The following is a 23089-nucleotide window of genomic DNA, read 5'->3' on the forward strand; positions in this document are numbered from 1 at the left end:
GATTGGCTACATCGACTACAGAGGTAAACTCACGGCCTTTAAGGATGTAATGTGAACCTGAAGAAAATATCCCTGTAAATAATACGGCGTAATCTCTGCCGTAAATTTATTCAACCCAACTCAATCTTTAAAAATTAGGGGCTATGGCTTTGACGGGAAAGGCGTATTCTTCGGAATCGCTGCAGACAGCGGATGAGCGAGGCTTTCCGCCGGGCAGCCTGAAGTCGCGATACCAGCCGCCGCTGAACGTCTTGCTACGTCAGCAGGGCGCAGTCGATTTTCGCCACAATTTTACGCAGAGCTGCCGGTGCCGTGCAGGTACTCATCGGGCGGTGCAACTCACCCGGGAAGATAACGGCCAGTTCACCGGGTTGCAGGTGGATGAGAGTCTCACCGGGGATCGCCGGGCTAAACCCAAGATCGTGCGCCTCGTTAAACGGCTCACTCAGGGGCAGAGGTAGCCCCAGAACCCCGGCGCCAATCACTTCTTTCCCTTCCAGGACAAGATGGATATCCAGATACTGGCGATGAAACTCTGGCTTCTGGTCGGCCAATAGTTTGGTTTCCCCTTCAACGACGTTAAAGAACATCTGTTTACCCTGCACCTGATAGTGCCCGACAGGTAAATTGTACGGCTCATTTTCAATAATACTGGCCAGCATTTTACGGATGGCCGCCGGATAGAACCTATTATTTACGGCAGTGGTTAAAGCATCAATAATCATAATATTTTCTCTGGTCAATATCGGCTCGGTATTTCACCGACAAAAACAATGGTTGGATAGTGTTATGGCAACACGCAATCTCGGCGTAATTACGGCAGAATCACTATTAGATCGTTCTACGGGCGTCACTATGAATAAACAACAAAGCAAACCGCTTTGTTTCTAATATTTACAACCTATCACCACTGTGAGTAAACTCCACCTGAAAGGCCATTCGGTATGGTGAAATAAGTCATGGCCTATCTCACGGTTTTTAGCCGTTTAAAACTGTGACAAAAGTCACTTAATTAAGTGTTACGAAACAGCGTTACTTATCCTGTGATCCACGGCAGAAAATCACTGGCTATTCACCCTTTTCACCAGAATCGACCGATTTCACACTCTCCGCCTACGGGCATAACGGGCTATCGCCCCCGATAATAATCGACAGAAGCCACGAAATTGCACACGAGATCACGCCAGCAGTAACATGCTTTTTTAACACTCTTTGGCGTGATGTAGATCGCAATAATAAGCGGTAAAAAAACGTCTGATACAGGATATCCCCTATTGTTTTCAGACAGGATCGCAACGATGCACACTGACACTCAACCTACCATTTTACTTATCGCGCCGGTGATGGATGCTTTACAGGCCGCGTTGGACGCCAGTTACCGGGTATTCCGTCTCTATGAACAATCAGATATTCCAGCCTTCCTGGCTCGCCATGGCGCAGACGTTCAGGCGGTGGTCACCCGTGGCGACGTGGGGGTAACCCGGGAGACGCTGGAGCAGCTGCCGCAGGCGGGCATGATTGCTGTTTTTGGCGTGGGAACCGACGCTATCGACCTCAACTACACCCGGGAACGCCATATCAGCGTCGGGATCACCGCCGGCGTGCTGACCGATGATGTGGCCGATCTGGCGATGGGGCTAATGCTGTCCGCCAGCCGCCGCCTCTGCCAAGGAGACCGTTTTGTACGCGAAGGCCGCTGGGAAACGACGCCGCCACCGCTGGCGACCAAAGTGAGCGGTAAGCGCATCGGTATTTTTGGCATGGGGAATATTGGCCAAGCCATCGCCCGCCGGGCGAAAGGCTTCGATATGACCATCCTGTATACTGACCGCCGGCGCAAAGACGACCTGGATTACCCGTGGTGCGCCGATCTGCACACGCTCGCAGCGCAGAGTGATTTCCTGGTGATCGCGGCATCTGGCAGTGCGGAAAACCGCGGGATTATTGATGCCAGCGTATTTAACGCCATGCCCGATCGTGCCTGGCTTATCAATATCGCCCGCGGCAGCCTGGTCGATGAGGCGGCGCTGATAAAGGCGTTACAAAATCATGTTATCGCCGGGGCCGCTCTGGATGTGTTTGAAAACGAGCCCCATGTCCCGACAGCGTTTTTTGCGCTCGAGAATGTTTTGCTTCAGCCCCACGTGGCCAGCGCTACCGTAGAAACCCGCCAGGGAATGAGCCAATCCGTTTTGGATAATCTCGCAGGTTATTTTTCCCATCAGGATATTCCTGGCTTAATTCAATAAAAATGATCGCCTGAATGGCGCACCATCATTTTTATTCAGCCTAACAAAATATCCGCTTATCGTGGCGGATATCATCGAGGCATTACTATGACCGATAAAATACCAGGAACTCGCTGGCTGCGGGTTATCGCGCCGATCCTTGTCACCTGCATTATTTCATTTATGGATCGCGTTAATATCAGCTTTGCTCTGCCGGGCGGCATGGAACAGGATTTAGGTATTACCAGCCAAATGGCTGGCGTGGCCAGTGGGATATTTTTTATTGGTTATTTATTTCTGCAAATCCCTGGCGGACGACTTGCGGTTTACGGTAGCGGGAAACGTTTTATCGCCTGGTCGCTCGTGGCCTGGGCGATTGTCTCTATCGCCACCGGCTTTGTCACCCATCAGTATCAGCTGCTCGTGCTGCGTTTTATTCTCGGGATCTCCGAAGGAGGAATGTTGCCCGTCGTGCTGACCATGGTCAGCAATTGGTTCCCGGAAAAAGAACTGGGCCGGGCCAATGCCTTTGTCATGATGTTTGCCCCACTAGGGGGGATGCTGACTGCCCCAGTTTCCGGCGCGATTATTGCCACTCTCGACTGGCGCTGGCTGTTCATTATCGAAGGCTTGTTGTCGGTCGTGGTGCTGGCCATTTGGTGGCTGGTGATCAGTGACCGTCCGGAAGAGGCGCGTTGGCTGCCGGCGAAGGAACGCGACTATTTATTGACCGAACTGGCCCGGGAGCGCAAAGCGCGAGAAGGGATGGTGCCGGCGGCAAAAGCACCGTTAAAAGCGGTGTTTCGCAACAAGGGATTGATGCGCCTGGTCGTGCTGAATTTCTTTTACCAGACCGGAGACTATGGATATACGTTGTGGCTGCCCACCATCTTGAAAAACCTGACCGGTGGCAGCATGGCCAATGTTGGGGTATTGGCGATCCTGCCGTTTGTTGCCACTCTGGCGGGGATTTATGTGATTTCGATGTTCAGCGATCGCAGCGGTAAACGCCGTTTGTGGGTCAGGATCTCCCTGTACTGTTTTGCGGCGGCGCTGATAGCCTCGGTGATCCTGCATGAGCACGTGGTGGCCGCCTATATCGCGTTGGTGGTGTGCGGCTTCTTCCTTAAAGCGGCGACCAGCCCCTTCTGGTCAATTCCCGGACGCATTGCGACGGCAGAAGTGGCGGGCAGCGCACGCGGGGTGATCAACGGGCTGGGCAACCTCGGTGGGTTCTGCGGCCCCTATCTGGTAGGCGTCATGATTTATGTGTACGGACAGAACGTCGCGGTTTGCGCGCTGGCGGCATCGCTGCTGCTGGCGGGAAGTATCACCTTCCTGCTGCCGAAAGAATGCGATCGCTCCTGCGAAGAAACGGATAACCGCCTGCCCTCCGGGGCCAAACAGAAGTGGAGTTAAGCGGCAATAACGCGGTGTGGGCAGCGACGGTGGCTCACACCCGCATCAGGACTGGATGGCGCGTTGTGTTATCGCGGTAAGATGCCAGGCCAGCGGCTTGATCGTCTCACACGTCAACCCACACCAAACGGTGATGCAATCGTTGAGAATCAGCTTTTCTGAAAACGGTTATAGCTCAATGGGGTGATGTTTACGGAGGTTTTGGAGCGGGTGAAGGGAATCGAACCCTCGTATGCAGCTTGGGAAGCTGCCGTTCTACCATTGAACTACACCCGCATCGGTGTGCGACAGGCATTATAACCGGTTATCGGCGGCGGGCAAGCGGAGATGGCGCGTAACTGTCGATGTTTTAAGCGGTTAAGTCCCGTAGACGAAAAAAAACCGGCGCAGTTGCCCGCACCGGTTGTTACACGCTAAACGCGATTATTTCTGTGGGCGCATCGCCGGGAACAGAATCACGTCGCGGATGGTGTGGCTGTTGGTGAACAGCATCACCATACGGTCGATACCGATGCCCAGACCGGCGGTCGGCGGCAGGCCGTGCTCCAGCGCGGTGACGTAGTCTTCGTCGTAGAACATCGCTTCGTCGTCGCCGGCGTCTTTGGCGTTCACCTGATCGGCGAAACGCTGTGCCTGGTCTTCGGCGTCGTTCAGCTCGGAGAAGCCGTTGCCGATTTCACGGCCGCCGATGAAGAACTCGAAGCGGTCGGTGATTTCCGGGTTCACGTCGTTGCGGCGCGCCAGCGGCGACACTTCAGCCGGGTACTCGGTGATGAAGGTCGGCTGAATCAGATGGCTTTCCGCCACTTCTTCGAAGATCTCGGTCACGACGCGGCCCAGACCCCAGCTCTTCTCAACCTTGATGCCGATGGATTCGGCGATGGCCACCGCTTTACCCATGTCGGCCAGGTCAGCCAGATCGGTTTCCGGACGGTATTTCTTGATCGCCTCGGTCATGGTCAGCTTCTCGAACGGCTTGCCGAAGTCGAACACTTCGTCGCCGTACTGCACCTGAGAGGTGCCCAGCACTTTCTCGGTCAGGGTGCGGAACAGGGTCTCGGTCAGCTCGATCAGGTCTTTGTAATCCGCGTAAGCCATGTAGAGTTCCATCATGGTGAACTCTGGGTTGTGACGCGGAGAAACGCCTTCGTTACGGAAGTTGCGGTTGATTTCGAACACGCGTTCGAAGCCACCGACCACCAGACGCTTCAGATACAGTTCCGGCGCGATGCGCAGGTACATGTCGATATCCAGCGCATTGTGGTGCGTGATGAACGGACGCGCGGATGCGCCGCCCGGGATCACCTGCATCATCGGGGTTTCGACTTCCATGAAGCCGCGTTCCACCATGAAGTTACGGATAGCCGACATCACCTGCGAACGCACTTTGAAGGTGTTGCGCGATTCTTCGTTGGCGATCAGATCCAGGTAACGCTGGCGGTAACGGGTTTCCTGATCTGCCAGGCCATGGAATTTGTCCGGCAGCGGGCGCAGCGCTTTGGTCAGCAGACGCAGCTCGGTGCAGTGGATCGACAGTTCGCCGGTCTTGGTTTTGAACAGCTTGCCGCGCGCGCCGAGGATATCGCCCAGGTCCCACTTCTTGAACTGCTCGTTGTACACGCCTTCAGCCAGATCGTCGCGCGCGACGTACAGCTGAATGCGGCCGCCCACGTCCTGCAGCGTAACGAAGGATGCCTTACCCATAATGCGGCGGGTCATCATACGGCCGGCGACGGTCACTTCTACGCCCAGCGCTTCCAGCTCTTCGTTGTCTTTATCGCCGTACGCAGCGTGCAGTTTGTCGGAGGTGGAATCGCGACGGAAGTCGTTCGGGAACGCAATGCCGTTCTCACGCAGGCCGGCCAGTTTCTCGCGGCGGGACTGCAGTTCGTTATTGAGATCCAGCGCCTGATCGGCGCCCTGTGCTTGTTGTTCAGACATTTCTATTCCTCATAACCCGGCTTTCAAACTTGCCTCAATGAATTTATCCAGGTCGCCATCCAGTACGGCCTGCGTGTTACGCGTTTCGACGTTGGTGCGCAAATCCTTGATGCGGGAGTCATCCAGCACGTAAGAACGGATTTGGCTGCCCCAGCCGATGTCGGACTTGTTGTCTTCCATCGTCTGCTTATCAGCATTTTTCTTTTGCATCTCAAACTCGTACAGCTTGGCTCGCAGCTGTTTAAACGCTTGATCCTTGTTCTTATGCTGAGAACGATCGTTCTGGCACTGCACCACGATGTTGGTTGGCAGGTGAGTAATACGTACGGCGGATTCGGTTTTGTTGACGTGCTGACCGCCCGCACCGGAGGCGCGGTACACGTCGATACGCAGATCCGCCGGGTTGATTTCGATATCGATATCGTCGTCCACTTCCGGGTAGATGAACACCGAGCTGAACGAGGTGTGGCGACGGCCGCCGGAATCGAACGGGCTCTTGCGCACCAGGCGATGCACGCCGGTTTCAGTGCGCAACCAGCCGAACGCGTAGTCGCCGATGATCTTGATGGTGGCCGATTTCAGGCCCGCGACGTCGCCGTCGGATTCTTCGATCACTTCGGTCTTGAAGCCCTTGGCTTCGGCCCAGCGCAGGTACATGCGCAGCAGCATGCTGGCCCAGTCTTGCGCTTCGGTGCCGCCGGAGCCGGCCTGGATATCCAGGTAGCAGTCGGCGCTGTCGTATTCGCCGGAGAACATGCGGCGGAATTCCAACTGATCCAGCTTGCTCATCAGTTGATCCAGCTCGGCGACCGCTTCGTTGAAGGTTTCTTCGTCGTCGGCTTCCACCGCCAGTTCCAGCAGCCCGCCGACGTCTTCGCCGCCCTGCTCCAGCTGATCGATGGTTTCAACGATGGCTTCCAGCGCGGCGCGCTCTTTGCCGAGCGCCTGTGCGCGCTCCGGCTCGTTCCAAACGTCCGGCTGCTCCAGCTCGGCGTTGACTTCTTCTAGGCGTTCCTTCTTGGCATCATAGTCAAAGATACCCCCTAAGAACCGCAGTCCGCTCGGACAGGTCCTGAATTCGGTTTTTTACCGGGTTAATTTCAAACATGGTTTCGTTCTTTTACGTTGATGTCGTCGATGGCGGAATGCCATTGGAACCGCTAATTCTAACGGATCCGGGCGGCAGTTTATAGCGAGTTGGTCAGTTTTTGTGGCGATCGGGCGACAAAGCGGGTGGCAGGAAGAGCAGGAATTTCACCAGCGTTTTATTACCGGTGCCCCTCACGCCGCTAAGCTGTTCAAGTATTGAGCAATGTGGTCATTGAGACTATAGTCGCTATGATGACTCACAGGGACAGGCGGTGCCAAAATGGACATTTTCGTCACGGATGATTTCGACAAATTTATGAAGAAAAATCGCATCGTCGATCAAAAGATTTGCACCGCGGCTCACGAACTCGCACACGGTAACCATGACGGCGATCTGGGCGGCGGCGTCTAGAAGAAACGTATTTCGCTCAATCGGGGTAAACGGGGTGGTGCTCGATCCATCGTGGCGTTTAAACGCGGTCGTCATCAGTATTTTATTGATGGATGGCTGAAAAACACCGTAAAACAGAACGGTGCAAAAGAAATCAACGATGATGAATTGGCAACCTATCGCGAGCTCGCCAGAGATTTTCTTGCCATGCCGCCGGAAATTATCAAACGAGCCATCGATAGCGGCTACTTGCGAGAGGTGAAATGCGATGACTGATAATCGCCTGCTCAGACTGCAAAAAATGGCACAGCGTTTTAATGAGATCGGTGCGGTGTCAGACGATACCGTACGCAACATCGCCACACGAGTACAGGCGCAGGAACAACATGCCCAGCGTGAGCAGCATGATCAAATGGACGGCGCACGCATCAAAATGCTGCGCAGACGGCTCGGCCTGAGCCAGGCCGATTTAGCGGCCGTGGTCAACATGTCGACCACCAGCGTACAAAAATGGGAACGTAACGCGGTAAAACCCCAGGGAGCCGCGCTCAGAATGCTGGAAATTATCGAACAGAAAGGGGTCGCTAGCCTGATCATCTCACCACGAAACTGATGAGCGTTCGTGCACCAGTCACTTACCGATGCACGAACGTCAATTTCGCCTCAGCGCGGCCAAAGATGCTGGATCAGCAGCTGCACGTTGCGGTTGCCGCGAAACTCGTTGACGTCGAGCTTGTAGGCCAGTTCCACCTCGCGCACGCTGCTGTCAGGCCACAGCGTGGTGTCCACGTTGAACGCGATGCCGTCGAGCAACGGGCCGCCGCCGAGCGGCTCCACCATCAGCTTCAGGTGTTTCTCGCCCACCAGCCGCTGCTGCAGGATGCGGAACTTGCCGTCGAAGGTCGGTTCCGGGAACGCCTGGCCCCACGGGCCGCCCTCGCGCAGCAGCTCCGCCGTTGTCAGCGACAGCTCCTGCATCGCCAGTTCGCCGTCGGACCAGATCACCCCTTCCAACATCGCCGGATCGAGCCATTCACCCACCAACTCGCCGAAACGCTGGCGGAACTCGTCGAATTTGGCCTCTTCCAGCGACAATCCGGCCGCCATCGCGTGGCCGCCGAACTTCATCATCAGCCCGGGGTTCAGCATATCCAGCCGCTCCAGCGCATCGCGCATGTGCAGGCCGGGCACCGAACGGCCGGAGCCTTTCAGTATGCCGTCGCCCGCCGGTGCGAACGCGATCACCGGGCGGTGGAAACGCTCTTTGATGCGCGAAGCGAGGATGCCCACCACGCCCTGGTGCCATTCCGGGTGATACATCGCCAGCCCGTAAGGCAGCTCGGTGCTGGTGCGCTCCAGCTGATCGCACAGCTGCAGGGCTTCCACCTGCATGCCTTGCTCTATCTCGCGTCGCGTCTGGTTCAGCGCATCGAGATCGTTGGCCAGCATACGCGCCTGCGCAATGTCGTCGCTCAGCAGCAGCGCCACGCCGATAGACATGTCGTCCAGCCGGCCGGCGGCATTGAGGCGTGGACCGAGAGCGAAACCGAGATCGTTGGCCGCCAGTTGGCGGGCATCGCGATTAGCCACTTCAAGCAGCGCGCGGATGCCCGGTCGGCATTTGCCGGCGCGGATGCGGTTTAACCCCTGATACACCAGAATACGGTTGTTGGCATCCAGCGGCACCACGTCGGCCACGGTGCCGAGCGCCACCAGGTCCAGCAGCTCCGCCAGATTGGGCATCGCCAGCGCGCGCTGCTCGAACCAGCCGCTGTCCCGCAGGCGGGCGCGCAGCGCCAGCATCAGGTAGAACGCGACACCAACCCCCGCCAGCGATTTGGACGGGAAGGCGCAGCCGCGCAGGTTGGGGTTAACGATCGCTTCGGCCGCCGGCAGGGTCTCGCCCGGCAGGTGGTGATCGGTCACCAGCACCTGCATGCCCTTGGCGTGCGCCACGTCGACGCCGGCGTGGGAGGAGATGCCGTTATCGACGGTGACAATGAGTTCTGCGCCGCGCGCCGCCGCCTGCTCCACCACTTCGGGGCTCAGGCCATAACCGTCTTCGAAACGGTTAGGCACCAGATAATCGACGGCTGCGCCGCCCATGCTGCGCAGCGCCAGCACCGTCAGCGCGGTGCTGGTGGCGCCGTCGGCGTCGAAATCGCCCACCACCATGATACGGCGACCGTCGGCCAGCGCCTGTTGCAGCAGGCTGACGGCGTCGTCGATGCCGTCCAGCTGTTGCCAGGGCAGCATGCCCTTGACGCCGCGTTCCAGCTCTTGCTCAGCCTGCACGCCGCGCAGGGCGTAAAGCCGACGCAGCAGCGGCGGCAAACTGGCGGGCAGATGCGTGTCGTCCGCCGCCGGGCGGCGGCGTAGTTGCGTTTTGATACTCACCGGCGATTAACCACCGGCTTTGGTGGCGGCCTGGTGCGCATCCAGCATGGCGGCCATCTCTTTCGGCCCCTGATAGCCCGGGATCATCATGCCGTTTTCCAGGATGATGGCCGGCGTGCCCTGAATGCCGAACTGCACGCCCAGCTCGTAATGCTTGCTGATGTCGGTTTTGCAGGTCGCCGGAGAAACGGCATCGCCCTTCATGGCGGCGTCGAACGCCTTGGCCTTGTCGGCGGTGCACCAGATCGACTGCATGTCTTTTTCAGCCTGGGAAGCCAACCCCTGGCGCGGGAATGCCAGGTAACGCACGGTAATGCCCAGATCGTTGTACTCTTTCATCTGCTGATGCAGTTTGTGGCAGTAACCGCAGGTGATATCGGTGAACACGGTGATCACGTGTTTCTCTTTCGGCGCTTTGTAAACGATCATCTGATCTTTCAGCGCGTCCATCTTGGTGCCCAGCAGTTGGTTGGTCACGTTGACCGGCTCTTTGCCGCTGACGTCAAACAGCGGGCCCTGCAGGATGTGCTTGCCGTCTTCGGAGGCGTATAGCACGCCGCTGTCGGTCAGCACGGTTTTCAGGCCGTTGACCGGTGAAGGCTGCACGTCCGCCTGCTGGATACCCAGGCTGGCGAGCGCTTTTTTGATCGCCGCGTCATCGGCATGGGCGGCGCCGGCCACCGAAGCCACCAGCAGAGAAAGCAGCATTAAACCTTTTTTCATTGTTCCAATCCTTTCGAACCCGCCGCTCAGGCGCGCGGGTGATGCTGTTGATGTAGCTGTTTCAGTCGTTCGGTCGCTACATGTGTATAAATTTGCGTGGTCGAGAGATCGCTGTGCCCTAACAACATCTGTACGACACGGAGATCGGCCCCATGGTTCAGCAAATGGGTGGCGAACGCGTGCCGCAACACGTGCGGCGACAGACGCTCGCTGTCGATGCCCGCAAGGATGGCATAGTGTTTGATGCGATGCCAGAACGTCTGTCGGGTCATTTGCTGGCAGCGGGTGCTGGGGAACAGCACATCCAGCGTCTGGCCATTGACCAGCCATGGGCGGCCGTGCTCCAGGTAATTTTCGATCCAGTAGACCGCCTCTTCGCCCAGCGGCACCAGCCGCTCCTTGTTGCCCTTGCCGATCACCCGCACCACGCCCTGGCGCAGGCTGACGTCGCTGATGCTCAACCCCACCAGCTCGGAAACCCGCAGCCCGGTGGCGTACAACACTTCGAGCATCGCCTTGTCGCGCAGCTCCAGCGGTTGATCGACGCAGGGCGCCTGCAACAGCGCATCGACCTGCGCCTCGCTCAGATCCTTCGGCAAACGCTGCGGCAACTTGGGAGACGCCAGTTGCGCGGTGGGATCGTCGGCGCGCAGCTTCTCGCGGTACAGATATTGAAACAGGCGCCTCATGGCGCTCAACAAACGCGCGGAGCTGGTGGCCTTGTAGCCGCCGTCCACCCGCTCGGCGAGAAACGCCTGCAAATCCAACGCCTGCGCCTGCAGCAAGGTGGTATTTTGCTGGCCAAGCCAGGCGCCCAGGGCCTGCAAATCCAGCCGGTAGGAGGCCAGCGTATTTTCCGCCAGATTGCGCTCAAGCCACAGCGCATCCAGGAATTGTTCAATCAGCGCATTGTCTTGCTGTTGCACGCGGTCCTCTCTTTGTTGCATTTCCACCCGCGCCATTATGCCTTAAGCCGACGCAAATCAGGTATACTCGCTGCAATTCTCTAAACAGCAACGTAACGGTTTACACATGAAGATTGGTCTGTTTTACGGCTCCAGCACCTGCTACACCGAGATGGCGGCAGAAAAAATCCGTGAGATTCTGGGTGAAGACCTGGTCGACCTGCACAACCTGAAAGACGTCTCGCCCAAGCTGATGGAGGACTATTCCATTCTGATCCTCGGCATCCCGACCTGGGATTTCGGCGAACTGCAGGAAGACTGGGAAGCGATCTGGCCGCAGTTGCCAGAGCTGGATCTGAAAGGCAAGATCGTCGCCATGTACGGCATGGGCGATCAGCTCGGTTACGGTGAGTGGTTCCTTGACGCGCTGGGCATGTTGCACGATCACATCGCGCCGCTGGGCGTGCAGTTCATCGGCTTCTGGCCAACTGAGGGCTTCGAGTTCACCAGCCCCAAACCGCTGAGCGCCGACGGCAAACACTTCGTCGGCCTGGCGCTCGATGAGGTCAACCAATACGATCTGAGCGAAGAGCGCCTGCAGCAATGGTGCGAACAGATCCTGCTGGAGATGGAGCCGCTGCTGTAGCCGCTATCGGGCGCTGAGCGCGCCCGATTCCCCTCGCTTATTTCCACAGCCGGAAGCGTGGCTCATCTTCCCCGACCGGTGTTTCCTTGGTCAAACGCGCCGGATCGGCCACCTGATACCAGTCCAGTTTGCGCGTCAACAGCATAATGCCCGCCAGAATGGCGAACAGCAGCCCGGCTCCCAGCACCAACGCATTGTCCTCCGACTGCAACAGCAAATAGAGCACGCCGTACAACAACAATAGGCTCGCGGCGAACAGCGCACCGCGCAGCTTGCCGCGCAGTACGGCGCTCAGATAGAAACCGATCAGCCCGCTGCAGGCGATGCTGGCCGCCAGATAAGCGAGAGCGAATCCCAGGTGTTCGGAGAAGGCCAGCAAAATCAGGTAGAACAACACCAGCGCCGCGCCGACCAGCAGGAACTGAATCGGGTGCACCCGCAGCCCGGTCAGGGTTTCGAACAGGAAAAACGCCATAAACGTCAGCCCGATAAACAGCAGCGCGTATTTGACCGCGCGCTCGGTCAGCTGATAGTGATCGACCGGTTCGACCAGGCTGGCGCTGAAGGCCGGCAGCTTGTCCTCGTCGATAATGGCATCGTCGTAATAGAACGCACTGTTGATGTTGTTGGCAAACCAGGTGCTGCGCCAGCGAGCGCTAAACCCTTGCTCCGTCACCTTGCGTTCGTCCGGCAGGAAGTTGCCGAGGAAATTCGGGTGCGGCCAGTTGCTTTGCAGCTGCAGCTCGCTGCTGCGCCCCAGCGGCACCAGCGACAGGCTACTGGTGCCCGCCAACGTCAGGGTGAAGTCGGCGTTCAGCCCCTCTTTTTGTTGCAGCATCGCCAGCGTCAGCGGGGCGTGGATCCCCTGGCGCAACGATCCCACGCCGGTGCCCGGTTCAAACGCCACCGGCTGCGGCATTGCCAGCGGGGAAATGCGCTTGATGCCGCGAGAGTCGCTCAGCGCCACCAGCAGGAACGGCTGGCCGACGGTCACGTTGGCGCGTTGCAAATCCGTCAGCTCCGGCTGGCCGAAACGCACCTTGAAGTTCAGCGGCCCCTGGTAAACCTGCGTCTGATAAATGCCCAACTTGCGCACCTCCACATTCGGCGCGCCCTGTACCTGAAGCGACTCCGGCAGCAAATAGCGGTAATGCTGCACCCGCTGCACTACCGTTTGTCCTTTCTCGTCTTTCTTCTCTTCGCGTTCGACATAGGGAATGACAATCAACGGACCGAGCACGCGCTGCGCCCCGCTGGTGCTTTCGCTCACCTGCCCGACCACGCTTTGCCGATAGCCGCTGCGTTCGTCGATCACGCTCATCAGCTGGGCGATGGGGATCAACATCACCACCATCAATCCCAGCAGCGTGGTTATTTTCCAGAAAAGTACCGATTTCATCATGCTCGCTCCTCGTAGGTAATAAGGCCACGATAAAACCCGCAGGTGAAATCAGAATGTGGTTATGTGAAGGGAAGGTGAAGTCACAGCGATAACATGAAAGTCGCTTCCACCCCGTGCGGCCGGCGGTTGCGCAGGTGAATGCCGCCATGATGCAGACGGGCGACTTCCTGCACGAAGTTCAGGCCCAGCCCGCTGCTTTTCGGCCGTTCGGCGCGCGGCAGCGAATAAAAACGTTCGAACACTTTATCGAGGGCGTAGTCAGGAATGCCGCTGCCGTCGTCACAGACGCTGATGCAGTAATGCTGTTCCCGCCGTTCGCCTCGCACGCTGACGCACCCGCCCGACGGGGTAAAGTCGATCGCGTTGTCCAGCAGGTTGGTCAACGCCTGGCTGATCAGCAACGCATCGCCGTTCAGCGTCACCTCCGCCAACGCCTCCAGTTGCAATCTGACGCCGCGCTGCATCGCCTGCGCCTCTTTGCCCGCCATCGTCTGGCTGACCAGCGCCGCGATCGCGATGGGCGCGGTCTCCATGTCTGGCCGGCTCTCCAGCCGCGCCTGCACCAGCAGTTTGTCCACCAGCTGCTGGATGCGTGCGCTTTGCTGCTCGATGTTGGTGAGAAAACGCCGGGCGGTATCCGGCGGTGGCAGCTCCTGCAACAGCTCCGCCGCGCCCCTGATCGCCGCCAGTGGGCTTTTCAGCTCATGCGTCAGGGTATGTGCATACTGTTCGATATAAGCTTTACCTTCCAGCTTCAGTCGCATGCTCTCCAACGCCTGCGCCAGCTGCGTCAATTCCCGCCCGCCCACTTTGGGCAGCGGCGCGCTTTCCCCTTGCGCCACCCCGTCGGCATAACGCACCAGCCGGCCTATCGAACGGTTGATCCACCAGACGAATACCACGCCGATCAGCAACGCAATCCCCAGCAGCAACGCGCCGGCCCATAGAATGCGCCGTTCGCTGCGTTTGATCACCGGCGCCATGGTGCTGTTGGGTTTGCCCACGGTGAGCACGCCGATAATACGCCCTTGTTCTATCACCGGCGCGGCCACATACATCACCGAACTGTTTTCATCTTCTGGATCGCTACGGGTGCTGCGGGCGCCGTACTGGCCGCGCAGCGTCCGATAAACGTCATTCCAGCGCGAGTAGTCTTGCCCCTGCGCGCGGCCGGCAGAATCGAAAATGACCCGGCCCTGGGCATCGGTAAGATAGACGTGGTATTCACTGCGATCCTTGCGGATGCCGGAGATATTGGCGCCGATCGGCCGCTGGTTCAGCTGCGTGAACGCCTGCGCCAGTTGGCCATGCGCCGCATCGCCGCGCTGCATGTCCTGACGGGCGATTTGCGCCAACAGGTTGGCGGTGTCCACCAGCGTGCCTTCGGTAGCGCGCCGCACGCCGGGCTTCACTTCCTGGACGAAAATGCTCAGCACGAAGTACCCGGCCACCGCCACGATCAGAAAATATCCCAGCAGCAGGCGCAGGCCAATTTTCATGGCTGGCGGCTCACGCTGTAGCCCAATCCGCGGTGGGTGTGGATGGGCGGCTCACCGGGCTCAACCGCACGCAGCTTGGCGCGCAGCGTCTTGATGTGGGTATCGACGGTGCGATCCAGGCTTTCTTCCGCCTGCGCCCAAACGCTTTCCATCAGTTGCTGCCGCGAGAACACCCGTCCAGGCGCCAACAACAGCGTCTTCAGCAGCAAGTATTCGTAACGGGTCAGCGGCAGCGGCCGCTGATGGTAGGAGATGGTGGCCGCGTCTTCGTCAAGCGTGAAAGCGCCGAAATGGTAGCGCGCGCTCTGTTGCAGGCGCTGCTGCTTATGCAGGCGGCGCAAAATGGTGCGCACCCGGGCGCTGACCTCGCGAGGGGAGAACGGCTTGGCGACATAGTCGTCGGCGCCGATCTCCAGCCCGATCAGGCGATCCACTTCATCACTGCGGGCGGTAAGAAACAGAATCGGCAGGTCAGCCGCCTGAGCCAGCAGGCGGCGACACAATTCAAAACCGTTGATATCCGGCAAACCGACATCGAGGATAGCGAGCGCGGGCGCGCCTTGCGCCAGCGCCTGCAACGCCGGTTCCGCACGTTCGAACCAGCGTACTTCGAAGCCTTCGCTCTCCAGCGTGTAAAGCAGCGTATCGGCAATACTGGGTTCATCCTCCACCAACCAGAGCACGGGTTTCATCAGGGTTCCTCGCCGTTACCCGCCGGCGGATACAGCAACAGCTGCCGCAGGTGGCGCCACTCCTCTTTGCTCATGCAGTCGGAAGCCAGCCACAGCCGGCGGCGCTTTTTGCCTTCCATCGGCTGCAGCGTCAGCAACAGGCCGTAGCCCGGCATCCAGGGCTTTTTCGCCAGCCGCCATTCTCGGCCGTGCCAGCTGAAACGCCGGTCCGCCAGCAGCCGCAGCTCGCCCTGCACTGCGGCGATGCGCTTCTGGCTACGAATGCACTGAAACACCACCAGCGTCAGCAGCACCAGCCAAAGCGGGCCATAACCTTCCGGCCAGGGCGAAATCAGGATCAGCAAGATCAGAACGCCATGAGTCAACAGGGAAACAAGCTGGGTGCGCCAGGAAATGCGGATATCACATCGCCACTGGGCCACGGTCTTTATTTCGCGTTTGGATCAGGGTCACCATTCTCTGCAGCTCGCCGTCCTGCGGCGCGCCATGATTCATCAGCCAGTTGAACAGATCGGGATCGTCACACTCCAGCAGGCGGATAAACAGCGCCTTGTCCGCGTCATTCAGGCTGTCGTATTCGTATTCGAAGAACGGCATGATGGAGATGTCCAGCTCGCGCATGCCACGACGGCAAGCCCAGTGAATACGTGCTTTGTTGTTAATATCCATGTTGTTATGACTCACCTCTTTTCAGCGCGGCAGCGCCAGCGCAGGGTTCAAATGACACACTGTATGGCAACGCCGTCGCAATATAATTCCATCAGCCGGGGATCTGTCTGCAAGGGTGCCCTGGCCGCAAGCCTATAGAGTAACAATTTGACATACACGCCGGGAAGGCGCTTTGCTGCGGAAAACGTAATAAAGCGCAAAATGCCAAAAAAAGCGCCCCCCGGTCCCACGGCGCGAATAACAGTTTGCAAAGCCCGCCGCCTCTTTTACCATGGGTTCAATACCCTTCAGGTAAGCTAAACGTTGAGCAGGAACTTACTATGGCGCATAACATTCCATTCCCACCCCGTCAGCCCTCCGCTTCCACCCATCTCCCCCTGACGCTGATCTCGCTGGAAGATTGGGCGCTGGTGACGTTGAACGGGCCGGACACAGTGAAATATCTTCAGGGCCAGGTGACGGCGGACATCGACGCGCTGGCGGCCGATCAGCACGTGCTGTGCGCCCACTGTGACGCCAAGGGCAAAATGTGGAGCAACCTGCGTCTGTTCCACCGTGGCGAAGGCTTCGCCTATCTGGAACGCCGCAGCGTGCTGGACAGCCAGCTGGCTGAAATCAAAAAATACGCGGTGTTCTCCAAAGTCACTATCGCCGCCGATAATGACGCGGTGTTGCTGGGCGTCGCCGGTTTCCAGGCGCGCGCCGCGCTGACGGGCCTGTTCGCCACGTTGCCGGACGCCGAGCACCCAGTGGTGCAGGACGGCGAGACCACGATTCTGCACTTCGCTACGCCGGCGGAACGTTTTCTGCTGGTGACCCGCGCCGCCGTGGCCGAACAGCTGATCGGCAAGCTGCATGACCAGGCAGAGCTGAATGACAGCAGCCAATGGCTGGCGCTGGAGATCGAAGCCGGTTATCCGGTTATCGACGCTGCCAACAGCGCACAGCTGATCCCGCAGGCTACCAACCTGCAGGCGCTGGAAGGCATCAGCTTCAGCAAGGGCTGCTATACCGGTCAGGAGATGGTGGCGCGCGCCAAATTCCGCGGTGCCAACAAGCGGGCGCTCTACTGGCTGGAAGGTAAAGCGGCCCGCGCCCCGCAGGCGGCGGAAGATCTGGAGCTCCAACTGGGTGAAAACTGGCGCCGCACCGGCACCGTATTGGCGTCGAGCCAACTGGCCGACGGCACGCTGTGGGTACAGGTGGTGATGAACAACGATTTGGATGCCGACAGCCAGCTGCGGGTGCGCGACGATGCCGCCAGCCAACTGGCGATCAAACCGTTGCCCTACTCGCTGGCCGAAGAGAAATAATCCGTCGGCCGCAGGCGCCCTGCCTGCGGCCATCTTCATTACTCGTCCAATTCCCCGTCGCGCTGCACCAGATAAATCAGCACCAGAATGATGGTGACGAAGAAGCGAAACGCATCCGGCACGCCGTTCCACTGCTTCGACATCCACATGCCAAACCACTCGCCCCCAATCGACATAAAGCCGACCTGCCAGGTAAGGAAGCCCAGCGTCAGCCCCACTACCGCCAGCTTTTTCCGACCGTTAAAGGCGTGCGCAGGCAGTTTCAGGCCGCCCAACAAACGCAGGCCGCCAATCCAGCACAGCAGCGCGGTCAGGCTTTCCAGCGCGATGATGAAAATATAACCGGCGTGATGCAGCCACGGCGTCTGTATCGAGCGGTATCCGATGGTGGCGTCGGGGAAAATCGTGTCCATCATAAAGACGTGGCGCACGAAGGCGAAGTTGGAACCGTAGTCGGTGATGTTGCCGAAGGCGACCAGCGAAGCGAACAAGGCGATAGCGCAGACCAGCAGCGCTTTGGATAAGCGAACGATCATCTTGGTGAGTCCTGAACAGAGGTTAAAGAAACGGTATGCGGGCTCAGAAATGAAGGAACGGGCTTGCTGGATACCCGAAAGAAGCAAGCGCCTCTTTTTTAAAACAAAAGAGGCGCCAGTTCAATACGTATTCATACGTAGCGGGAACGCTTAGACGTAGAGGTAGATCGCCATGAAATGGCAGGCGCTGCCGCCGAGCACGAAGGCGTGCCAGATGGCGTGGCCAAAGCGAATGCGCTTGGAGGCGTAGAAAATCACGCCCAGGGTATAGACCACCCCGCCGATCGCCAGCAGCGTGACGCCGCCGGCCTCCAGCCGCGTAACCAACTGATAAATTACGATCAGCGACAGCCAGCCCATCGTCAGGTAGGTCACCAGCGACAGGGCTTCAAAACGGTGGGCGAAGGCCAGCTTGAACAGCACGCCGAGCAGCGCCAATCCCCAGATTACCGCCATCAGGCCCTTCGCCAGCGGCGAATCCAGCCCCACGAGTAAAAACGGGGTATAAGTGCCGGCAATCAGGAGATAAATGGCACAGTGGTCAAATTTTTTCAGCCAATGCTTGGCCTTCTGATGCGGGATCGCATGGTAGAGCGTGGAAGCGAGAAACAGCAGGATCATGCTACCGCCGTACAGGCTGTAACTGGTGATGGCCGTCGCATCGGCGCCGGTATTCACCGCCTGCACCAACAGCAACACCAGGCCGACGATGCCGAACACCAGCCCGATGCCGTGGCTGATGCTGTTGGCGATCTCTTCCGCCCACGGATAAGCCGCGGCGACAATCTTATTGCTCCCGGCTTTCACTACGTCCGTTTTCCCCATAACGCGCAACCCCTCAAAATGCCCTGCTTTGTTCGAAATTAACGCAAAGCAGCTTAACTGAGAATAATTCCAGTGTACACGTGTACGCTAAAATAAAAATGTGAACGCGTGTAACCATCGAAATCCCCCGCCCGGTGGTCTACAATCGTCAGGCTTCAACCCACCCACCTTGAGGTTTACACCATGTCATCCGCTGTACCCGCGTTAGATTTCGGCTCAATGACCCAAGTCATCCAATTCCTGATGGAAATCGATAAGTTGAAAGGTGTTCAACGCCGCACCAAAGTGCTGGGCACCCAGCGCCAGGAAAACTCCGCCGAACACAGTTGGCACTTCGCCATCGCCGCCATGAGCCTGGCGCCCTACGCCGGTGATGACGTAGACATTCAGCGCGTGATCCAGATGGCGCTGCTGCATGACATCGTAGAAATCGACGCCGGCGACGTGCTGGTCTACGATCTGGCGGCCCGCGCAGCGATCCACGATCAGGAAGTGGCGGCGGCACGTCGTCTGTTCGGCATGTTGCCGGAGGCTCAGCGCGAGTATTTCACCGCTTTATGGCAGGAGTATGAAGATGGCGAAAGCGCCGATGCACGCTTCGCTCTGCTGCTGGATCGCACCATGCCGATGCTGATGAACCTGCACAATGAAGGCCAGAGCTGGGTGGAAAACGGCATCAGCCTGGAGCAGGTGCTGGCGCGCAATGCATCGATCGCCGACGTACACCCCGAGCTGTGGCACCATATGGAGCAACACCTGCGGGATGCGCAGCGCAAAGGCTGGTTGAAGTAAGGGACCGGGCTGCCGCTTCTTGGCCGCAGCCCGTCTTCGTCAAGCGAACGCCTGCTGGCGTTCCAACGCCTCCTCATAGCTCGGCATCGATCCCGCCGCCCCGGCCCGTTCCACGCAGACCGATGCGTAGGCGGCGGCAAAGCGCACCGCATCGGCTAACGGCACCTGATTTGCCAGCTGCGCCGCCAGGGCGCCGTTAAACGCATCGCCCGCGCCGGTGGTGTCTTTCGGCTGCGCCGGAAACGCCGGGATCAGCTCGCTGTTTTCCCCGTCCGAGAACAACGCCCCCTGCGTGCCCAACGTCACGATCAGCAAACGAATGCCCTTAGCGTGCAACACCTGCGCCGCCTGGCGCGCCGAAGCCACATCGCGCACCGGCACGCCGGTCAGCAACGTGCACTCGGTGGCGTTGGGCGTCAGCAGATCGACCTGCGCCAACAGGCTGTCCGGCACCGGCTGAAACGGCGCCGGGTTGAGTATGATGAACGTTTGCGCTTCGCGGGCGATGGCGATCACCTGCTCAATCGCCGGCAGGTTGTTCTCCAACTGGGTCAACAGAATATCCGCCGCGGCGATCGCCGGGCGGCACTGGCGCACCTCGTCTTCGCTGACCGTCAGGTTGGCGCCGGGATCGACGGCGATCATATTCTCCGCCTCCTCGCCGGCAACATAGATAAGCGCATTGCCGGTCGGGCAATCGCCGGTCGAAAACAGCGTCACCGCATCGAAACCGGCGGCGGCGAGGTGGCGCCGGGCGAAGGTGCCGAAGTCGTCGCGCCCCACCTTGCCGATATAATGCACCCGCGCCCCGGCGCGCAGCGCGGCGGTGGCCTGGTTGGCGCCCTTACCGCCCGCGCCCATCATGCTGTTGCGGGCGATCAGCGATTCACCGGGCTGCGGAAAGCGCGCCATGCCGGCGACGATATCTAGGTTGAACGAACCGAACACGCAGACTTTGCCTTTCATTGCGGGTACTCCCTGCTCAATTGGAGGTGGCGCCGGGCGGCCAGGCAGGCGCCTTTGCAGCCGGTTTCATCGGTCAGGCGGCTGACGGAGATCGCCAGCCCCTGCGCCGGCTGCGGCCCGCGTAAATGGCGGCGGATCTCTTGCTCAAGGTGCGCCAACGGGAAACCGCTCATGGCGATCACGCCGCCGCCCAGGATCAGCCGCTGGGGATCGAGCACGTTCATTTCGATGGCGATGGTCTGCGCCAATCGTTCGACGAAGCGCCGCAGATCCGGATGATCGCCGTGGCGCTCAAACAGCCGGTCGAACGGCGTTTGTGCCGCGTTGGCGCGCGCCCAGCCGGTCAGCCAATGGCCGGAAGTCAGGCTCTCGACGCAGCCCCGTTTACCGCACGGGCACTCGCCCTGATGGCCGGGCCAGGGAATGTGACCCAGCTCGCCGGCGGCGCCGTGCGCCCCGTGATAAAAGTCGCAGTTCAGCCACAGGCTGTTGCCCATGCCGGTGCCCAGATACAGCCCCACCGCCACCTGCGGCAGCGCCGGCAGCTGCTGCAAATCCCACCACAGCAGATGGTTGACGTCCTTGTCCATTCGCACCGGCAACGCCAACAAATCGGCCAACAGCGCCGCCACCGGCTGGGCGTCCAGCGCCGGGATAAACGGCAGCGACAGCACCCGCGAGCGATCGCGACTGAGGATCCCCGGCAGCCCCAGCATCACCTGCGCCACCTGACGATCCTCGCAATGCCCGGCGATCAGGCGGCCCAACGCCGCCAGCGGATCGGCCTGCTGCGCCCAGTCGGCGGTCGCTATCTTGCGGTACCCGCTGAACTCGCCGTCATCATTCATCAACAACAGGCGGGTATTGGTGCCGCCGACGTCAACGCCAAGAAAATGCCGCATCATGTCCCCCGCCTCAGGCCGCCTGCCGCATTTGATCCAGCATTTTTTCCCACGCCGTCTCCAGATCCGGATCGAGGTTGAACAACCCAGAGCTGCCGACGATCAACACCTCCGCGCCGGCGCCCATCAGATCGCGGTAGGTCCGCTGATTGCAGGATCCGTCGATCTCGATCAGATAGCGCAGATTTTGCTGGCGTTTCAGATCGCGCAACTGACGGATCTTTTCCAGCATTTCGGGAATGAACGGCTGCCCGGCATAGCCCGGATCGACGGTCATCACGGTGACCTTGTCCAGCAGGTGAAGGTAGTGGCGGATAAACTCCACCGGCGTGGCCGGGTTCAGCACCACCCCCACTTTTTTGCCCAGCGCGCGGATTTGATTGATCACCCGAAACGCGTCGCGGTTGATGGTTTCGGCGTGCGGGCAGATAAAGTCCGCGCCGGCGCGGGCGATCGGGTCGATGAAATCGGTCGGGTTCTCCACCATCAAATGCACATCCAGCAACAACGAGGTGTGCGGGCGGATCTGTTCGATAAAGAACGGCGACAGCGTGATGTTTTTAACGTAGTGCCCGTCCATGATGTCGATATGCAGCATATCGGCGCGGCGATTCAGCACCGCCAATTGCTGGCGGATATCCATCAGGTTCATGCACATCAGTGAAGGTGAAATCTGGTATTTCATTAGCGTTATCCTGCGCAAAAGGGAAAAGGGATCAGTGGCCCGCCGCGGTTCTGGCCTGGGCCGCGCTGCGGCGCATCGCCCGCCGCTGCCGATAGCGATGCCGGAAAAACTTCATCGCCAGCACCGCGATCAGCACCGCGCCCCACATCGCCAGACTGAAATGCGGGCTGACGTTCATCAGGTTCAAACCGGTCGCGATCACCTGCAGCACGATCAGCGCCAATACCACGCCGCTGACCCGACCAAAACCGCCGAACGGATCGGTGCCACCCAGAATGATCGCCAGCACCGTCAGCAGCAGGTAAGAGTCGCCGTAGCCCATGCGCGCCGAGTTGAAGCGCGCCATCATCACCAGCCCGGCAATGACGCACAGTAGGCTGGAGAGGGTGTAAATGGCGATCAGCACCCGATGGGTATTCACGCCGCTGAAGTGGGTAGCGTTGATGTTGCTGCCGCTCATGTAGATGCATTTGCCGAGCCGGGTTTTCTGCAGGAACAGCGCCAGCAACGCGGCGACCACCAGGAAGATCCACAGCGGTACCGGCACGCCCAGCACGCTCTCAGCGCCGATAAACCGCACGATCTCCGGCATGCCGCTTAGGGCCGCGCCGCGCGTCAGGTAGATGCCGATACCGTTGACCGTGGTCATGGTGGCCAGCGTCACCAGAATCGGATGTGCACCGACGTACGCCACCAGTGCGCCGGTCGCCGCGCCGATAAGCCCGGCCAGCAGCATCGCCGCCGCCAGTGCCAACACCAGCCACAGCGCCTGCAAGCCCAGCCCGGCGTCCGCCGGCAGATAGCTGATGAACAGCCAGGCCATCAGCAGGCTGGTCAGGTTGGCGCTGGCGATAATGCACAGGTTCAGGCCGCCGCTGAGGATCGGGATGAACATCGCCAGCGTCAGCAGGCCCAGCTCCGGCAACTGGAAGGCCACGCTGGTGAAGGTGGCGCCGCTGAAGAAGCGCCCCGGCATCAGCAGGCTGAAGGCCAGCACCACCGCCAACAGCAAGGCCAGCAAACCGACGGCGGCCCCGTCTGGACGAAATTTCAGGTTGTTGCCCATCAG

General features: G+C 59.4%; 23 protein-coding genes, 1 tRNA gene and 1 pseudogene. 7 read left to right on the top strand and 18 right to left on the bottom strand.

The genetic code is table 11. From position 1 onward, the window contains the following. Window positions 1-254: 254 nt before the first annotated feature. Window positions 255-725 carry a YhcH/YjgK/YiaL family protein gene (locus ACMGGW_RS18520; protein WP_025304114.1) on the bottom strand — a complete coding sequence of 157 codons (471 nt, stop codon included), beginning with the start codon at window positions 723-725 and terminating at the stop codon, window positions 255-257. 573 nt (window positions 726-1298) lie between these two features. Between ACMGGW_RS18520 and ACMGGW_RS18525 the strand changes: the two genes are divergently transcribed. Further along, window positions 1299-2249 (top strand): 2-hydroxyacid dehydrogenase, encoded by a 951-nt coding sequence (locus ACMGGW_RS18525; protein WP_049206133.1) that lies wholly within the window; start codon window positions 1299-1301, stop codon window positions 2247-2249. Between the two features lie 87 nt (window positions 2250-2336). Next, entirely contained in the window at window positions 2337-3647 is a 1311-nt protein-coding gene (locus ACMGGW_RS18530) for an MFS transporter (RefSeq protein ID WP_060448423.1), read from the top strand. A 202-nt stretch (window positions 3648-3849) separates the two neighbouring features. On the opposite strand, the gene ACMGGW_RS18535 is transcribed toward ACMGGW_RS18530, so the two are convergent. From ACMGGW_RS18535 to prfB, 3 genes are all read right to left on the bottom strand, one after another. Further along, window positions 3850-3923: transfer RNA gene (locus ACMGGW_RS18535), tRNA-Gly, on the bottom strand. Window positions 3924-4070: 147 nt separating this feature from the next. After that, entirely contained in the window at window positions 4071-5588 is a 1518-nt protein-coding gene (gene lysS, locus ACMGGW_RS18540; protein ID WP_043142592.1) for a lysine--tRNA ligase, read from the bottom strand. Window positions 5589-5597: 9 nt separating this feature from the next. Further along, window positions 5598-6696, bottom strand: a protein-coding gene (prfB, locus tag ACMGGW_RS18545) for a peptide chain release factor 2 (RefSeq protein WP_096242572.1) whose coding sequence is annotated in 2 segments (ribosomal slippage) — window positions 5598-6620 and window positions 6622-6696 — 1098 coding nt in all. Because the reading frame shifts where the segments join, the coding sequence is not laid out codon by codon here. A 261-nt stretch (window positions 6697-6957) separates the two neighbouring features. Here prfB and ACMGGW_RS18550 point away from each other — a divergent pair. Together ACMGGW_RS18550 and ACMGGW_RS18555 are read left to right on the top strand one after the other, a co-directional pair. Then, window positions 6958-7344 (top strand): annotated as a pseudogene (locus ACMGGW_RS18550) (type II toxin-antitoxin system RelE/ParE family toxin). Next, on the top strand, window positions 7337-7681 hold the full coding sequence (locus ACMGGW_RS18555) for a helix-turn-helix domain-containing protein (RefSeq protein WP_025304117.1): 345 nt from the start codon (window positions 7337-7339) through the stop codon (window positions 7679-7681). The pseudogene ACMGGW_RS18550 and the gene ACMGGW_RS18555 overlap by 8 nt, the downstream one beginning before the upstream one ends. 50 nt (window positions 7682-7731) lie before the next feature. Here ACMGGW_RS18555 and recJ read toward each other — a convergent pair whose 3' ends face one another. From recJ to xerD, 3 genes are read right to left on the bottom strand one after another with little or no spacing between them, the layout of a single operon-like run. Next, window positions 7732-9465, bottom strand: a complete 1734-nt coding sequence (gene recJ, locus ACMGGW_RS18560; RefSeq protein WP_033639478.1) for a single-stranded-DNA-specific exonuclease RecJ — start codon at window positions 9463-9465, stop codon at window positions 7732-7734. A 6-nt stretch (window positions 9466-9471) separates the two neighbouring features. Next, window positions 9472-10188, bottom strand: coding sequence for a bifunctional protein-disulfide isomerase/oxidoreductase DsbC (gene dsbC, locus ACMGGW_RS18565; RefSeq protein WP_025304118.1), 717 nt, complete (start codon window positions 10186-10188; stop codon window positions 9472-9474). Window positions 10189-10214: 26 nt separating this feature from the next. After that, on the bottom strand, window positions 10215-11135 hold the full coding sequence (xerD, locus tag ACMGGW_RS18570) for a site-specific tyrosine recombinase XerD (RefSeq protein WP_154747450.1): 921 nt from the start codon (window positions 11133-11135) through the stop codon (window positions 10215-10217). An 85-nt stretch (window positions 11136-11220) separates the two neighbouring features. On the opposite strand from xerD, the gene fldB reads away from it, so the two are divergent. Beyond that, entirely contained in the window at window positions 11221-11739 is a 519-nt protein-coding gene (gene fldB, locus ACMGGW_RS18575; RefSeq protein ID WP_025304119.1) for a flavodoxin FldB, read from the top strand. A gap of 37 nt (window positions 11740-11776) precedes the next feature. Here fldB and creD read toward each other — a convergent pair whose 3' ends face one another. The 5 genes from creD to sdhE form a co-directional block, all read right to left on the bottom strand. After that, complete coding sequence (creD, locus tag ACMGGW_RS18580; protein WP_197832463.1) at window positions 11777-13141, bottom strand: cell envelope integrity protein CreD; 1365 nt, start codon at window positions 13139-13141, stop codon at window positions 11777-11779. 80 nt (window positions 13142-13221) lie between these two features. Next, entirely contained in the window at window positions 13222-14640 is a 1419-nt protein-coding gene (gene creC / locus ACMGGW_RS18585) for a two-component system sensor histidine kinase CreC (RefSeq protein ID WP_089181251.1), read from the bottom strand. Next, the gene (creB, locus tag ACMGGW_RS18590; protein ID WP_197832464.1) at window positions 14637-15332 is read right to left on the bottom strand and encodes a two-component system response regulator CreB; all 696 of its coding nucleotides are present in this window, start codon (window positions 15330-15332) and stop codon (window positions 14637-14639) included. Before creB ends, creC begins: the two co-directional genes overlap by 4 nt. Continuing rightward, on the bottom strand, window positions 15332-15754 hold the full coding sequence (locus ACMGGW_RS18595) for a protein YgfX (RefSeq protein WP_197832465.1): 423 nt from the start codon (window positions 15752-15754) through the stop codon (window positions 15332-15334). Before ACMGGW_RS18595 ends, creB begins: the two co-directional genes overlap by 1 nt. Beyond that, window positions 15735-16001, bottom strand: a complete 267-nt coding sequence (gene sdhE, locus ACMGGW_RS18600) for an FAD assembly factor SdhE (RefSeq protein ID WP_004931679.1) — start codon at window positions 15999-16001, stop codon at window positions 15735-15737. The genes ACMGGW_RS18595 and sdhE overlap by 20 nt, the downstream gene beginning before the upstream one ends. A 320-nt stretch (window positions 16002-16321) precedes the next feature. Here sdhE and ygfZ point away from each other — a divergent pair, with 320 nt between their 5' ends. Continuing rightward, window positions 16322-17314, top strand: coding sequence for a tRNA-modifying protein YgfZ (gene ygfZ / locus ACMGGW_RS18605; protein WP_025304124.1), 993 nt, complete (start codon window positions 16322-16324; stop codon window positions 17312-17314). A 38-nt stretch (window positions 17315-17352) separates the two neighbouring features. Here the strand turns inward: ygfZ and ACMGGW_RS18610 are convergent, their stop codons facing one another. Continuing rightward, a complete protein-coding gene (locus tag ACMGGW_RS18610) occupies window positions 17353-17850 on the bottom strand; it encodes a DUF2165 family protein (protein WP_025304125.1) in 498 nt (165 codons plus the stop codon). A 150-nt stretch (window positions 17851-18000) separates the two neighbouring features. After that, window positions 18001-18675: a PAQR family membrane homeostasis protein TrhA gene (gene trhA / locus ACMGGW_RS18615; protein ID WP_033639467.1), complete on the bottom strand. Its 675-nt coding sequence runs from the start codon at window positions 18673-18675 to the stop codon at window positions 18001-18003. A 183-nt stretch (window positions 18676-18858) separates the two neighbouring features. On the opposite strand from trhA, the gene ACMGGW_RS18620 reads away from it, so the two are divergent. After that, window positions 18859-19467 (top strand): HD domain-containing protein, encoded by a 609-nt coding sequence (locus ACMGGW_RS18620; RefSeq protein ID WP_025304127.1) that lies wholly within the window; start codon window positions 18859-18861, stop codon window positions 19465-19467. 39 nt (window positions 19468-19506) lie between these two features. On the opposite strand, the gene rbsK is transcribed toward ACMGGW_RS18620, so the two are convergent. From rbsK to ACMGGW_RS18640, 4 genes are read right to left on the bottom strand one after another with little or no spacing between them, the layout of a single operon-like run. Then, window positions 19507-20433, bottom strand: a complete 927-nt coding sequence (rbsK, locus tag ACMGGW_RS18625) for a ribokinase (protein WP_025304128.1) — start codon at window positions 20431-20433, stop codon at window positions 19507-19509. Further along, the gene (gene alsK, locus ACMGGW_RS18630; protein WP_197832466.1) at window positions 20430-21338 is read right to left on the bottom strand and encodes an allose kinase; all 909 of its coding nucleotides are present in this window, start codon (window positions 21336-21338) and stop codon (window positions 20430-20432) included. The genes rbsK and alsK overlap by 4 nt, the downstream gene beginning before the upstream one ends. Window positions 21339-21348: 10 nt before the next feature. Further along, entirely contained in the window at window positions 21349-22020 is a 672-nt protein-coding gene (gene alsE / locus ACMGGW_RS18635; protein WP_033639463.1) for a D-allulose 6-phosphate 3-epimerase, read from the bottom strand. A gap of 31 nt (window positions 22021-22051) precedes the next feature. After that, window positions 22052-23086, bottom strand: a complete 1035-nt coding sequence (locus tag ACMGGW_RS18640; RefSeq protein WP_025304131.1) for an ABC transporter permease — start codon at window positions 23084-23086, stop codon at window positions 22052-22054. Between the last annotated feature and the right edge of the window lie 3 nt (window positions 23087-23089).

The organism is Serratia sp. BNK-4, from assembly GCF_048685115.1.
Taxonomy (GTDB): Bacteria; Pseudomonadota; Gammaproteobacteria; order Enterobacterales; family Enterobacteriaceae; genus Serratia; species Serratia bockelmannii.